At 63.2% G+C, this 13,984-nt stretch carries 10 protein-coding genes; 5 read left to right on the top strand and 5 right to left on the bottom strand.

The features are described from left to right. The first annotated feature begins 3 nt into the window (after positions 1 to 3). Together C4N04_RS13950 and C4N04_RS13945 are read left to right on the top strand one after the other, a co-directional pair. Positions 4 to 1,020: a hydroxyacid dehydrogenase gene (locus C4N04_RS13950; protein ID WP_106796279.1), complete on the top strand. Its 1,017-nt coding sequence runs from the start codon at positions 4 to 6 to the stop codon at positions 1,018 to 1,020. Next, entirely contained in the window at positions 1,017 to 2,438 is a 1,422-nt protein-coding gene (locus tag C4N04_RS13945) for a mandelate racemase (protein WP_106796278.1), read from the top strand. Before C4N04_RS13950 ends, C4N04_RS13945 begins: the two co-directional genes overlap by 4 nt. 265 nt (positions 2,439 to 2,703) lie before the next feature. On the opposite strand, the gene C4N04_RS13940 is transcribed toward C4N04_RS13945, so the two are convergent. Both C4N04_RS13940 and C4N04_RS13935 read right to left on the bottom strand, forming a co-directional pair. Beyond that, positions 2,704 to 5,856, bottom strand: coding sequence for an efflux RND transporter permease subunit (locus tag C4N04_RS13940; RefSeq protein WP_106796277.1), 3,153 nt, complete (start codon positions 5,854 to 5,856; stop codon positions 2,704 to 2,706). After that, positions 5,856 to 6,956, bottom strand: a complete 1,101-nt coding sequence (locus C4N04_RS13935; protein WP_183744515.1) for an efflux RND transporter periplasmic adaptor subunit — start codon at positions 6,954 to 6,956, stop codon at positions 5,856 to 5,858. Before C4N04_RS13935 ends, C4N04_RS13940 begins: the two co-directional genes overlap by 1 nt. 318 nt (positions 6,957 to 7,274) lie before the next feature. Here C4N04_RS13935 and C4N04_RS13930 point away from each other — a divergent pair, with 318 nt between their 5' ends. The 3 genes from C4N04_RS13930 to C4N04_RS13920 all read left to right on the top strand — a co-directional run bounded on the left by C4N04_RS13930 (position 7,275) and on the right by C4N04_RS13920 (position 10,820). Beyond that, positions 7,275 to 7,961, top strand: coding sequence for a response regulator (locus tag C4N04_RS13930; RefSeq protein WP_106796275.1), 687 nt, complete (start codon positions 7,275 to 7,277; stop codon positions 7,959 to 7,961). 2 nt (positions 7,962 to 7,963) lie between these two features. Then, complete coding sequence (locus C4N04_RS13925) at positions 7,964 to 9,253, top strand: ATP-binding protein (protein WP_106796274.1); 1,290 nt, start codon at positions 7,964 to 7,966, stop codon at positions 9,251 to 9,253. A 115-nt stretch (positions 9,254 to 9,368) separates the two neighbouring features. After that, complete coding sequence (locus C4N04_RS13920) at positions 9,369 to 10,820, top strand: efflux transporter outer membrane subunit (protein ID WP_106796273.1); 1,452 nt, start codon at positions 9,369 to 9,371, stop codon at positions 10,818 to 10,820. Between the two features lie 8 nt (positions 10,821 to 10,828). On the opposite strand, the gene C4N04_RS13915 is transcribed toward C4N04_RS13920, so the two are convergent. Genes C4N04_RS13915 through C4N04_RS13905 form a run of 3 tightly spaced genes read right to left on the bottom strand, consistent with a single transcriptional unit; the run spans position 10,829 to position 13,979 of the window. Next, entirely contained in the window at positions 10,829 to 11,665 is an 837-nt protein-coding gene (locus C4N04_RS13915) for a CoA ester lyase (protein ID WP_106796272.1), read from the bottom strand. After that, a complete protein-coding gene (locus C4N04_RS13910; RefSeq protein WP_040142575.1) occupies positions 11,662 to 12,114 on the bottom strand; it encodes a MaoC family dehydratase in 453 nt (150 codons plus the stop codon). The genes C4N04_RS13915 and C4N04_RS13910 overlap by 4 nt, the downstream gene beginning before the upstream one ends. Next, positions 12,114 to 13,979: an acetyl/propionyl/methylcrotonyl-CoA carboxylase subunit alpha gene (locus C4N04_RS13905; protein WP_106796271.1), complete on the bottom strand. Its 1,866-nt coding sequence runs from the start codon at positions 13,977 to 13,979 to the stop codon at positions 12,114 to 12,116. The genes C4N04_RS13910 and C4N04_RS13905 overlap by 1 nt, the downstream gene beginning before the upstream one ends. Positions 13,980 to 13,984 lie beyond the last annotated feature (5 nt).

Genomic DNA, 13,984 nt, shown 5'->3' with positions numbered 1-13,984 from the left:
ACCATGAGCAAACAGGCTCCCATCATCGCCGTCCTTTTGACCGAAAAGACCCGCCGCATGATGCTGGACGATGCGGCGACCGCCCGGTTGAGCGGCCTCGGCGAGGTGCGCTGGCCGGCCGGCGCCACGATCGATGCCGCCGATGCCGACCGGTTGCTGCAGGGCGCTACGGCATGCCTGACCGGATGGGGCACGCCGCCCTTCGATCCGGCCGCGCGCCAGCGCCATCCGCAACTTGCCCTCGTTGCCCATTCGGCCGGCAGCATCCGCACGCTCGTTCCCGCCCGTCTGTTCGATGACGGCCTGCGCGTGAGCCATGCCGCCTCGAAAATTGCCGCCTCGGTTGCCGAATTCGTCGTCGCCGAAGCGCTTCTCGCCATGCGCGGCATTCACCGGCTGCATCATCGATTGCGTAGAGGCGGTGAATGGCTCGATGTCCGCGCCGCCGTGCCGCAAAGATTGCTCGGCGCCAGAACGGTCGGTATTGTCGGGGCCGGATATGTCGGGCGGGCAGCCATGCGTCTGCTCGTCCCATTCGGCTGCCGCGTGCTTGTCGTCGATCCCTATCTCGACGACGGCGAGGCCGCAGCGCTCGGCGTCGTCAGAACAGGATTGGACGACGCGCTTGCCCAGAGCGATGTGATTTCCCTGCATGCGCCCGTCCTGCCCGAGACGCGCCGGATGATCGGCGCCCGCGAACTGGCGCTGCTGCGTCCAGGCGCGCTGTTCATCAACACGGCGCGGGCCGAGCTGGTCGACGAAGCCGCATTGCTCGCCGAAATCAGGTCCGGCCGCATCGAGGCGGCTCTCGATGTCTTCGATCAAGAGCCGCTGCCTCAGGACAGTCCGTTCCGCGACCCTCAGCTTACGAATATCACCATTTCGCCGCATGCCGCCGGCCACACCGAAGAGGCACATTTCGCCCAAGGGCAGGCCATGGTCGACGAGATCGGCCGGCTGTTGCGCCGTGAACCGCTTCAGCACGAAGTGTCGCGCGCCATGCTCGAGCGGATGGCGTGACCATGGACCGAAGCATCGGAGGTTCCGTGACCGCGCCGCGTGTCAGAATCGTCGAGATCGACGCCTTCGAGCGCGATATCAGGCTGCGCCTGCCGTTTCGCTTCGGTGCGGCAACCCTCGAAAAGGCGCCGCAGGCCTTCCTCAGAGTGCGCGTCGAGGACGAGGAGGGGAAAACCGCCATCGGCGCTGCCGCCGAAATGATGGTGCCGAAATGGTTCGATAAAAACCCAGCGCTGACGCCGGCGCAGAATGTCGATCAATTGCGCGGCTCGATCCGCACCGCGGCCGCAGCATCGCTCGAAGCGTCCGCGCCGGCGACATTGTTTGCCGCTGCCCGCCTGAACGAGATGGAAACCGCCCGCCGCCTGCCTGGAAATCCTTTGGCCGCCGGTTTCGGCCCTTCGCTGATCGCCCGCGCGGCACTCGATGCCTATTGCCGCCTTGCCGGCATTTCCTTCTTCGATGCGGTGCGTTGCAATCTCGTCGGCATCGGCGGCCCGATGCTATCAGGCGATATCGACGTGGATGCCGCCTCGACGATGCTCGCCGGCCTTCGCCCTGCCAGCTCGATTTCGGCCCGGCATACGATCGGACTGCTCGACCCCATTACCGAGGACGAGATCGTCGATCCTGTCGGCGATGGCCTGCCGGAAAGTCTCCAGGCAGTGATTGCCCGTTATGGCAACCGCTGGTTCAAGATCAAGCTTTCCGGCGCGGCCGATGCCGATATCGACCGCCTCGCGCGGATCGCCGCCGTGCTGGACCGCCTGCCGGACTATCGGGTAACGGTCGATGGCAATGAACAGTTCACAGCAGTCGACGAGCTTGCTGCCCTGCTGGTGCGGATCGCGGCCACGCCGAGGCTGGCGCGGCTAAGTGCGGCCATTGCCTTTGTCGAGCAGCCGTTCTCGCGCGCGATCACCATGGAAACACCGCTCGGGAATCTGGCCGCGGAACTGCCCTTCCTGATCGACGAGAGCGACGAGGGTGATGGCGCTTTCGCGCGTGCGCGGACACTTGGTTATACCGGCGTCTCCTCGAAGACCTGCAAGGGCATTTACCGCTCGCTGCTGAAAGCGATCCGCATCAAAACGGCAGGCGTGCCGGGGTTGTTTCTCTCCGGCGAGGATCTGACCTGCCAGGCCGGGCTTGCCGTGCAGCAGGATCTGGCGCTGGTTTCGCTGCTCGGCCTCTCCCATGTCGAGCGCAACGGCCATCATTATGTGGCCGGCATGCAGAGCGCGCCGCAGGCGGAGAAGGTGCATTTTGCCGCTGCCCATTCCGATCTCTACGAGCAGGGGCGGGAGGGGCCGCTGCTGTCGATCCGCGACGGCCGGATCGCCATCGCTTCGCTCGGTGCCGTCGGCTACGCGAGCGGCGCTTTACCCGATTTCGGATCGATGAAGCCATTGTCGTGAGACTTGGCAACATTCAGCATAGGCAGCAGCGCTGCTCTGTTGAATTGGGAGATCGGATCACCCCGTTCCACCAATTGATATGTCTCCTGACAGGGCATCACGCTCTTTCCGAACCATTTCTGTAGCTCCTGACTGGGATGCAGGACGCGCAGGCGGCTTGAGGCCGCCTGCGGGGGAGTACGTCCCGCGGTCTTGTTCCCGTGGGGGAGAGAACGCGACCGAAGAGCTTGCCGTCACTGGCTGTTGCCTTGTCGGGCAGCGGACATCATCTCTGACCTTGCCCTCTTCTTGCCTGCTCGGGCTGGAAGGCGATCGCTGCGTGATCGTTGGACGCATGCGGCTTATCCCCGGCGATGTCCTGGGCCAGTCCGAGCCGGCGCAGGACCCGTTTGAGGATCTGTTCGAAATCGTCGACGAAGGTGAAGATGACGGGGATGACGATCAGGCTGAGCAGCGTCGACATCACCACACCGCCGATCACTACGATCGCCATCGGCTGGCGGAAGCTGGAATCGCCGCCCATCAGACTGAGTGCGGCCGGCAGCATGCCCGAAGCCATGGCGATGGTGGTCATGACGATCGGCCGTGCGCGCTTGTGGCAGGCATCCACCAAGGCGTCGAATCTGGTCATGCCCCGTTGGCGCGACATGATCGCATATTCGATGAGCAGGATGGAGTTCTTCGTCACCACGCCCATCAGCATGAGCAGGCCGATGACCGCAGGCATGGAGAAGCTCGTTCCGGTCAGCACCAGCGGCAGCAGCGCGCCGCCGAGCGAGAGCGGAAGAGCCATCAGCAGGGTGACGGGCTGCAGGAAATCGTGGAAGAGCAGGACGAGGACCGCATAGATGCAGAACACGCCGATTGCCATGGCAAGAGCAAAGCTCTGGAACAATTCCGAACTGCGCTGAAGTTCGCCCTGTTCGACCAGGGTGACGCCCGCCGGCAGATGCTGGAGGGCAGGCAGTGCCTGCGCCTCACGGTTGACGTCGCCGAGAACGCGGCCGTTGAGTTCGACGGAAAGGGTGACATTGCGCATCCGATCTATGCGGTAGATCTCAGAGGGGCTGCCGCCGATCTTCACATCGGCAATCGATCCGAGATCGACGTTGCCGTTCGTCCCCACCACCCGCATGTTCTTGATGTCATCCAGATTGGTGCGCGTCTCGGGCGAGAAGCGGACGACGATGGGGATTTGCCGCTGAGACAGGTTGAGCTTCGGCAGATCGGAGGAATATTCCCCGTTCGTCGCCACGCGCGCAGCCTCGGCGATAGCGCTCGACGTGACCCCGAGCGCGGCGCTGCGTGCAAAGTCTGGCGTGATCTGGATCTCGGGCGCCTGCCGGGCCGCGGTCGACGTCACGGCGCCGATGCCCTGCAGCGAGCGGAGCTGTTCCTCGAGTGCCGTGCTGGCGCTGTCGAGGACGTTCGCATCGTCGCTTGCGAGCGTGATCTCGAGCTTCGTGCCATTGCCGCCGCCGCCGACCTCCACACGCACGCCGGGGAGGACGGAAAGTGCCTGTCGGATGTCGTTTTCGATTTCCGATTGCTTGCGGTCGCGCTCGTCGATGGGCGGCAGCACGGCAACGATCGTCGCCGATCCGACATCGCTCGTGGTGCTGGCGTCGGGGCCACCGCCCGATGAGGTCGAACCGACGGCGGAAAAGACATGCGTCACGTCGGGAAGCTTGCCGATAATATCGGCGGCCTTCCTGGCCGTGGCATCCGTCTGCTCGATGGTGGCGCCCGGCTGCATGGTGAGGGTGATCTGGGTTCGCGCGTCGTCGGACGCCGGCAGGAAGCCCGATTTCAGCAAGGGGATGGTCGCAAGCGACAGCGCCACGACGACAGCGGTGACGGCCACGGTCGTCTTCCTGCGGTTTATGGCGGCCTTCACGATTGATATATATGCACGCATGATGCGGCCATCCTTCTCCTCGGTCGGATGGGCCTTCATGAAATAGGCGGCCATCATCGGCGTCAGCAGGCGCGCGACCACGAGCGAGGCGAGGACGGCGACGGCGGCGGTGATGCCGAACTGACGGAAAATGAGGCCCGGTATGCCGCTCATGAAGGCCGTCGGCAGGAAGACCGAGACCAGCGTGAAGGTGGTTGCGATAACGGCAAGCCCGATCTCGTTGGCGGCTTCGAGGGCGGCATCGATCGGCCGTTTGCCCATCTGCAAGTGGCGGGCGATGTTCTCGATCTCGACGATGGCATCGTCGACGAGGATGCCGACCACCAGCGACAGCGCAAGCAGCGTGACGATATTCAGGCTGAAGTCGGCGAAATACATCACAAGGAAGGTCGGTATGACAGACAAGGGCAGCGCCACGGCCGACAGGATCGTCGCCCGCCAGTCCCGCAGGAAAAGCCAGACGACGATGATCGCCAGGATCGCACCTTCGTAGAGCATGTGCATCGAACCGTCGTAATTGCCGATGATCGGTCCGATCGTGCTGTAAGCCTCGTCGATCTCAACGTTGGAGTGCTTGGCTGCGAACGCCTTGACCGCCTGGTCGACGTCGGCGGCAACACCGCTGTCGGAAAATCCGTTTGAGCGTTTGATCTCGATCGCGATCACCGGCTTGCCGTCGAGATAGGCCATCGAGGAGCGGTCGGCGAAGCTGTCGGTGACGGATGCCACGTCATCGAGGCGAACCTGCTGGCCGTTCGCCAGGGGAATTTTGAGCCCCTTCAGCGCCTCGACCGATGGCAGGGCGCCGAGCGTGCGCAAGGTCTGGCGGGTGCCGCCGATTTCGCCGAGGCCGCCCGACGTATCCGTCTGCACCGCCTTCAGCTGCGACGAGACGGTGGCCGCAGTGACGCCGAGCGACGCCATCGTCGCGGGATCGAGATCCACATGAACCTCGCGATCGATCCCGCCGATGCGGTTGACCTGCCCGACGCCGGATACCGACAGCAGCGCCTTGGTCAGATCATTGTCGACGAACCAGGAAAGTTCGGTCTCGTTGAGAGCGGTGGAGCGGACGGCATAGGTGACCAAAGGGGAGCTCTGCACCGTGACCTTGCTGACGCTGGGTGTTTCCATCTGCGCCGGCAGATCGCCCTTGACGCTGTCGACGGCATTGCGGACTTCGTTCAGGGCCGTTTCGCTGTCTTTTTCCAGCTTGAAGGACACCTTGATCGAGACGGTGCCGTCCGTGATTGTCGTGGTGGTATGGTCGAGATAGCTGAGGGCGGCAAGACCATCCTCGATCTTGCGGGCGACCTCGGTTTCGAGCTGCGTCGGTGCGGCGCCTTCGAGCGTGGCGGTGACGTTGATCGTGGGAAGGTCCATATCGGGGAAGTTCTGGATCGGCAGCTGCTTGAAGGCCAACAGTCCGCCGACGGTCAGCATCGCAAACAGCAATATCGCCGGTACGGGATTGCGGATCGACCAGGATGAGAAGTTCATCAGTTTTTCTCCGCAATCTTCACGAGGTCATTGTCCGACAGGAAGGCGCCGCCCGAGGTCACCACCTTCGACGAGCGGTCGATGCCGGAGACGATTTCCACCTCGCCATTGTTGCGGCGGCCCGTTTCCACCCTGACCCTTTGCACCCGCTGATCCTCGCCTGAAGTGAAGAGGTAGCTGATCCCGTCCCGGAACACGATCGCCGTCTCGGGTACGGTCAGCGCTGGAGAGGTCTGCAATTCGATGTTGCCGGTGACATAGAGGCCGGTGCGCGGACGGGCATCGGCGGGAAGTGCGACATAGACGATTGCCCGGCTGGTGTCGGTGCTGACCGAAGGCCCGACGAGCCTTACCTTGCCATCGATGACCTGGCCGTCCGGCCCGTTGATCTTGACGCGCAAGCCTTCGGAAATACGCAAGAGATAGCGCGCGGAAATCTCGGCCTGCCATTCGACACGCTGCTGGCGGACCATGCGGAACAGCTCCGTGCCGGCGGAGACGACGGCGCCGAGATCGGCGGAACGGGAGGTTATGAGGCCGTCGTCGACGGCCGTGATCGTGGTCTGCGCAAGCTTGATCTTTTCGCTGTCGAGTGCGGCCTCTTCGGATGAAAGGCTTGCCGTCGCCGTCTGCTCGTCGGCCAGGTATTCGACGATCTTCTCGTCGGAAAGCGCGCCGGAAGGACGCAGCTGCCGCGCCCGGTCGGCATTGGCCTTGGCCTTCGAAAGACTTGCCTTGGCGTTCTCGACGGCCGCCTCCTGCTTGCGAAGATCAGCGAGCACGCTTTCCTGGGAAAGCCGGACGAGCGTCTGTCCCTTCGTGACCACGGACCCGACGTCGACCAGGACATCGGTGATGCGCAGGCCGCTGGTTTCGGAGGCGATGACCGCTTCCTGCCACGGTTTCAGCCATCCGCTCGCCGGAACGGTCTCCGGCCAGTCCCGTTGCATCGGCGCCGTCAGAGAGACGGTGAGAGCGGTTGCGGGGGCCTGTTCCGCCATGACAAAACGAACGGAGGAGACCATAGCTGCCGCGACAAGCGCAGTGGCAAGTATTCTGGATGGTTTTCTCAACAAAGCATTCCTTGTGGTCAAAGGCATCGATGCCTTTGCGTTCCGCGCGAATGCGACGAAGGACTGCCGCTGATGTCGAGGCGACCCGTCCTGGTGCGCATCCATGTCATGGGAGGATAAGTAACGGGGCGAACGTTAAGCGCGGTCAAGTTAGTGTTAAGTTAGGTAAAACTTGGCCGCGTGAGCGTGTTTGTGCGGTATGGCTTGCTCGGATTCGAGGATGATGCCGAAAAGCGTGAGCGGTTTTCGGACGACATCATGCTCTCACTCTTTAATGTAGAACAGGGTTCAGATTTTGGGCCGAGCCGGCCTAAAATCATCCTGTTCTAATGACGGACAACGCAAATGAACAAGGTTCTCCTGATCGACGACGATGCCGAGCTGACGACGCTTCTGCAGGAATATCTGGTCGAAGAAGGATATGACGTCGTGACGGATACGGACGGCCGTGCCGCCATTGCCGCGGCCGCCGGCAATACGGTCGATATCATCGTTCTCGACATCATGATGCCGCGGATGAACGGGATCGAGGTGCTGCAGCGGATCAGGAAGCTGAGCCAGGTTCCCGTCCTGATGCTGACGGCAAGAGGCGATGACGTCGACAGGATATCGGGCCTCAATCTCGGCGCTGACGACTATGTGCCGAAACCCTGCTCGCCGGGCGAACTGGCGGCAAGGCTGCGCGCCATCCTGCGCCGCGCGGGTCCGCCGGCGGCGGGTGTGCCGACCGAGACGGTGAGGGCCGGGCAGCTCGTGATCCATTCCGGTAATAGAAGCGCCGAATGGCGCGGCGAGACCTTGGAGCTGACCGGCACCGAATTCAGCCTGCTCGAAGTCCTCGCCCGCAGCGCCGGCCAGCTGGTGTCGAAGCAGGAGATTTCGAAGCGGGCCTTTGGAAAACCGCTCACGCCGTTCGATCGCCGTATCGACGTCCACATCAGCAGCGTTCGCCAGAAGCTCGGGCTGCGGGAGGACGGGCAATCCTGGATCCAGTCCGTCCGCGGCCAGGGCTATCAACTTCTCGTGGACTGACCATGCCCCGGCTTTTCTGGAAATTCTTCAGGATCATCTGGCTGACTCTGGCGGCAAGCCTTGCTGCCATTATCCTTATCGTCAAACTCCTTCAGGCGGTTCCCTTCGCAAGCGAGCTGGAACATGAGCGGCGGACGCTGGTGCTGAACCTGACTGCAAATATTCTGGCTGAGGACGGCGAAGCCGCCGCTGCGCGTTTCGTGACCACAAGCGAGAAGACGCAGCCGCTTGGCCTAACGCTGTCGAAGCCTGCCGAGGCCGATGCCTGCGCCGAGAAGAACACGGTCACCACCCGATCCGTGCCGAAGGATGGAGTCTGCTATCGGCTTTCCGTGTCGGCTCCGGCCGGCTCTACCTTCGACAGCCTTGGCCCATTCCTACCGTGGCTCACCATCCTGGTCGCCAGCACGATCGCGGCTGGCGCACTGGCGCGATACCTCATTCGTCCTGTCGTGCATCTGCGCGACGGCTTGAGCGCACTTGCCCATGGCCGTTTTGACTTTCGCATCGGCGACAAGATGGCCGGGCGAAAGGATGAAGTCACCGCACTTGCCTATGATTTCGATGCGAGCGCCGCCCGGCTTCAGGAGCTTCAGGATGCGCAGCAGAGGTTGTTCCATGACGTCTCCCACGAACTGCGCTCGCCTTTGTCCCGCCTGCAGGCAGCCGTCGGCGTGCTCCGACAGAGCCCGGCCAAACTCGGCGTTATGCTGGACCGGATGGACCGGGAGGTCGAACGGCTCGATACGCTGGTGGGTGAGGTTCTGACCCTTGCGAGGTTGACGGCGGGAACCGGCCGGCCGCTGAAGACGCAGACCCTCGACATCATCGAGCTCCTCAACGAAATTCTCGGCGACGCGGCATTCGAAGCCCAGGCGCGCGAGGTCGCGATCACGACGAGCGTCGACGGTATCTTCCGTGCCGAGGTGGAAGGAGAACTGATCTACAGGGCGCTCGAAAACGTCGTGCGCAATGCCGTCAAGTACAGCTCCGAGGATTCACACGTAACGGTCGCCTGTGAGACGATAGCCGATCGCCTCAGGATCTGCGTCACCGATCAGGGGCCAGGCGTCGGGCGGGATGAGCTCGAACGGATCTTCCAGCCGTTTTCCCGCGGCAAGGATGCCATGCCGCGCGGTGGATATGGTCTCGGCCTTGCTATCGCCAGGCAGGCGATCGAGCGCCATGGCGGGCGCGTGCACGCGTCATTGCCCGAGGCCGGCGGCCTGGCGATCACACTCGAGCTTCCGAGGCGGCCGATGCCTTATGGTGCGACCGGCGGTGAAAGCTGATCAGCATCGCTCGACAGGGCGGTGCCGGATTTTACCTAACTTTACAGTTTCTTAACCGCCATTAACGCTGGTCTGGCTAAGCCTGAGGGACGATCCCGGTTCAGAAGGTTTGCCCGTGAGTACGTCGCTTCGCACAAGAATTTCATCCCTCCGCTACGCCGCCTCCGCACTGACACTTCTGCTGGCAGGTTGCGTCAGCGGTCCGGATCACGTCCCCCCGCAAATGCCGCTTCCCGCGAAATTCGAAGAGGGGGGCAACAAGAGCAACGGCAGTGTCGTGAAGGCTGAGTGGTGGACGGCCTATCGCGACAAGCGGCTCGACGGTCTGGTGACCCATGGCCTTCGCGAGAACCTCGATGTGCTGCAGGCGCTCGAAAGCATCAATTCGGCCTCCGCCAACGTCACCGTTGCCGGCGCCGGCGGCCTGCCGAGCCTGACCGTCGGCGCATCGCATACGCTGTCCGGCGAGAAAGGGCAGCTGCGCACGAGCGTGGGCACCACGAACACATCAGGCGGCGAAGCCAGCCTTTCCTGGCTGCTCGACTTTTTCGGCCAGTATCGTCGCTCCAGGGAAAGTGCAATCGCCTCGCTCGGCGCCGCTTATGCGACCGCCGACAATGCTAAGCTCACCTTCCTGAAGGACCTCGTCGAGAGCTATATCGACGCCCGCTACTACCAGGAGCGCATCGCGCTGTCGCAGGCGAGTTTGAAATCCCGCCAGCAGACGTATGAACTCACGCAGCTGCAGCTGAAAGCTGGTGCGGCTTCCCGCCTTGATGTCGTTCAGGCCGAGGGCCTGGTACAGTCGACGAAGTCGGAAATTCCCGGCCTCCAGCAGAGCTTCACGAAATCGGCCCATCATATCGCAACGCTCATCGGGATGCCGGCGTCTTCGCTGATGGGAGAGCTGCAGAAGAGTGCGGGTCAGCCGGTCTTCCGCGGCGACATTCGCGCCGGTATTCCTGCCGACCTCATCCGTAACCGTCCCGATATCCGCAAGGCCGAACGCGAGCTGGCGGCCGCCGTCGCCGATATCGGCGCGGCCGAAGCCCAGCTCCACCCGTCGATCTCGCTCTCCGGCTCGATTTCGCCGAGCTGGGTCAAATCATCGGGCGCCAGCGGTGGAAGTCTGACCAGCTGGTCCTTCGGGCCATCGCTCAACCTGCCGATCTTCGATGGCGGCACGTTGCGGGCCAATGTCGAGATCGAGAAGTCTGATGCCAGGACCCAGTATCTCGCCTGGAAAGCGGCGGTGCTGAACGGCGTCGAAGAAGTCGAAAACGCACTGACGGCCGTTCGTCGCGACACGCAGACGCTGGAGCCGCTGCGCCGGCAGGTCGATACGGCGCAGGAGTCGCTCGCTCTTTCGACTACGAGTTACAAGGATGGCGCCTCGTCGCTGCTTGATGTCCTCGACGCCCAGCGTTCGGTCTCCGATGCTGAGGCGAGCCTTGCCGCCACGGTGCAGCAGGTCGCCAAGGACTATGTCGACCTTTACGTTGCCATCGGCGCCGGTTACCTCGAACCGGAGCATGTCGCCGCCAAGCAAACCGCAAAGTCGGGCTAATCTGCACTCTATCGTCCGGCGCTCTTCAGAACGCGGGTCGCGAGCTTCAGATGCGGCAAATCGAGCATGCGCCCGTCAAGCTGGATGACGCCGGCCTCGGGACTGGCGGCAAAGGCGGCGGCGACCTTCTCCGCCCAGGCGATTTCGAAGGCATCTGGCGTGAAGGCGTGATTGATCGTTTCGACCTGACCCGGATGGATGGCCATCATGCCGGAGAAGCCGTCGCGCCGGGCGCGGCCGACATAGGACCGCAGGCCATTGAGATCGCGAAAATCGGGATAGACGGTATCGATCGCCGGAACGGTCGCGGCATGGGCTGCAAATAGCGTGAGCGAGCGGGCAAGCTCGTAAGGCGGCGTATAGCGGCCGTCCGTCCTGCGCGCGGTCGTAGCCCCGATCGCGGCCGGCAGATCCTCGGCGCCCCAGGTCAGGCCGCAGAGCTTGTCCGAGACCTCCCGATAGCTGCCGATCTCGAAGATCGCCGATGGCGTTTCCGTCGCGATCGGCAGGATGGGAATAGTAGCGGCGAGGGCGCTTGCAAGCTTCAGCACGGAAGCAGCGCCCTCGGCCTTCGGCAGCATGAGCGCGAAAGGCTGAAGGCCGCTTAAGGCGGCGAGGTCGTCTTCGAATTCCGGCGAGGCGAGGGGATTGATGCGGATAAGGAGCTTGGTCTCGCCGGCATGGCGCTGCACGAATTCGTGCACGCTGTAGCGCGACTTTGGTTTATTGGCTGGTGCGACGGAATCTTCCAGATCGAGAATGACGGCATCGGCGCCCGATGTGAGCGCTTTTTCGAAACGTTCCGGCCGGTCGCCGGGCACGAAGAGCAGCGAACGCAGCCTCATGATGGCTTCCCCTTCAGCATGGCGGTACGCAGGCACTGGCAGACGATCTCGTTACGCTGGTTCAAGGTGATGTGTCGGAAGGTGACGATGCCGGCGTCGGGGCGGGAGTTCGAGCGGCGCAGCTCCGTCACTTCGGTTTCTACCCGCAGCGTATCGCCGATGAAGACCGGTTTCGGCATTGTCACCTTGTCATAGCCGAGATTGGCGACGAGCGTGCCGAGCGTGGTGTCACTGACCGAAAGACCGACGGTCAGCGCGAAGGTGAAGGTGCCGTTGACGACGATCCGGCCGAACTCGGTGCCGGCCGCATATTCCGCATCGAGATGCAGCGGCTGCGGATTGTGGGAGAGTGTCGTAAACAGCAGATTGTCGGTCTCGGTGACCGTGCGGCGAATGTCGTGGGCGATCCGGTCGCCGACCGTCCATTCGTCGAAATAGCGGCCGGCCATCACTCCTCTCCCTTCATGACGGTGACGACCGGCTGGTTTTCCGAGACCCTGGTTCCGGGGGAAACCTGCAGTTTTCCCACAATACCGTCGAAAGGCGCCCGCAGCGTATGCTCCATCTTCATGGCTTCGACCGTCAGCAGGCGATCGCCTTTGGCGACCGCGTCGCCCTCAGTGACGTCAACCGAAATGACGAGGCCCGGCATGGGCGAAAGGATGGTGCCGTCGCCCACGCCGTGGTTCGCCTCGACCTCACCCGCATGGGGCAGGCCGATCGACCAGGCATTGCCCGCATCGAATAGCACTGTCGCCTCGTCTATCTCGATGGCACTTGTTTCGAGGTTGCCGCGTGCGCGTCCCCAATGGAGATGACCGTCGATGCGCACCCGCACGCGGCTGTCGCTTGGCCCAGCGATGCGGAAGCCGGTCAGCGCAGACCAGGGATCGCCAACCATGCCCTTCGAAAGTGCCGTGGCTGCTTTGTCGATGACGGTTTCATCCGGCTCGCTGGCCACGAGGCTTTCGCCATGGCGGTCGAGGAAGCCGGTATCAATCCTTGCGGCGCGAAAATCGGGGTCAACAGCGATGCGGGCGAGGAGCCCGGCATTGGATCTGACCGGCCATACCTCGATGCCGGCACAAGCAACTGCGAGCTTCGAAAGGGCCGCTTCACGGTTCGGTCCATGCGCAATAATCTTGGCGATCATCGGGTCGTAGAAGTCGGTGATCTCATCGCCCTCAACGACGCCACTGTCGACGCGAACCGCTTGAGGCAGCCTGAGATGATCAAGCCGGCCGGTCGAGGGCAGGTAGCCGGCGGCCGGATTTTCGGCATAGAGCCGGGCTTCGAAGGCCCAGCCCTTCATGGTGATCTCGTCCTGGCTTTTCGGCAGCGGCTCGCCGCTCGCGACCTTCAGCTGCCAGAGGACCAGATCTTCGCCGGTGATTGCCTCTGTGACAGGATGTTCCACCTGCAGGCGCGTATTCATCTCCATGAACCAGATGCGGTCGGGATCGAGGCCCGAGGAAGCGTCGGCGATGAATTCGATGGTGCCGGCGCCGACATAGTTTACCGCTCTTGCGGCCTTTACCGCCGCCTCGCAGATTGCCGCGCGCGTGGCGGCATCAAGGCCAGGGGCAGGGGCCTCTTCGATGACCTTCTGGTGACGGCGCTGCAGCGAACAATCGCGTTCGAAAAGATGAACGAAATTGCCTGATTTGTCGGCGAAGACCTGCACCTCGATATGGCGCGGATTGGCGATATAGCGCTCGATCAGAACACGGTCGTCGCCGAAAGAGGCGGCTGCCTCGCGGCGGCAGGAGGCGAGACCTTCGGCAAAATCCTGCGGCCGGTCGACGCGGCGCATGCCCTTGCCGCCGCCGCCAGCGACGGCCTTGATCAGCACGGGATAACTGATGGTATCGGCCTCGGCGGCAAGCCGCTTTTCGCTCTGATCCGGTCCCAGATAACCGGGGGTCACGGGCACGCCTGCCGCCTGCATCAATTGTTTGGCGGCGTCCTTCAGCCCCATGGCGCGGATGGCGGCCGGCGGCGCGCCGACCCAGATTATGCCCGCCTTTTCGACCGCTTCGGCAAAATCCGCATTTTCCGACAGGAAACCGTAACCGGGATGGATGGCGGCAGCGCCGCTTTTTCGGGCGGCTTCCAGGATGCGCACCTCGGAGAGATAGCTTTCGCGGGCCGGCGGCGGGCCGATGGCGATTGCCTCGTCCGCTTCTCTCACGAAAGGCAGGCCGGCATCGGCCTCGGAATAGATGGCAATGGTGCGCATGCCGAGTATCTTCGCGGTGCGGATGATGCGGCGGGCGATCTCGCCCCGGTTGGCAATGAGAAGACTTTCCATCATCGCCG

The organism is Rhizobium sp. H4 (assembly GCF_003013335.1).
Lineage (GTDB): Bacteria > Pseudomonadota > Alphaproteobacteria > Rhizobiales > Rhizobiaceae > Rhizobium > Rhizobium sophoriradicis.
Note: the sequence above shows the minus strand (reverse complement) of the source record. Positions and strands in the feature narration are given on the sequence as shown.

Coding starts and splice junctions, on each gene's coding strand:
- C4N04_RS13950 (WP_106796279.1), top strand. CDS start 4: ATGAGCAAACAGGCTCCCATCATCGCCGTCCTTTTGACCGAAAAGACC.
- C4N04_RS13940 (WP_106796277.1), bottom strand. CDS start 5,856: ATGAACTTCTCATCCTGGTCGATCCGCAATCCCGTACCGGCGATATTG.
- C4N04_RS13915 (WP_106796272.1), bottom strand. CDS start 11,665: ATGAGGCTGCGTTCGCTGCTCTTCGTGCCCGGCGACCGGCCGGAACGT.
- C4N04_RS13930 (WP_106796275.1), top strand. CDS start 7,275: ATGAACAAGGTTCTCCTGATCGACGACGATGCCGAGCTGACGACGCTT.
- C4N04_RS13935 (WP_183744515.1), bottom strand. CDS start 6,956: ATGCCTTTGACCACAAGGAATGCTTTGTTGAGAAAACCATCCAGAATA.
- C4N04_RS13905 (WP_106796271.1), bottom strand. CDS start 13,979: ATGATGGAAAGTCTTCTCATTGCCAACCGGGGCGAGATCGCCCGCCGC.
- C4N04_RS13910 (WP_040142575.1), bottom strand. CDS start 12,114: ATGGCCGGCCGCTATTTCGACGAATGGACGGTCGGCGACCGGATCGCC.
- C4N04_RS13925 (WP_106796274.1), top strand. CDS start 7,964: ATGCCCCGGCTTTTCTGGAAATTCTTCAGGATCATCTGGCTGACTCTG.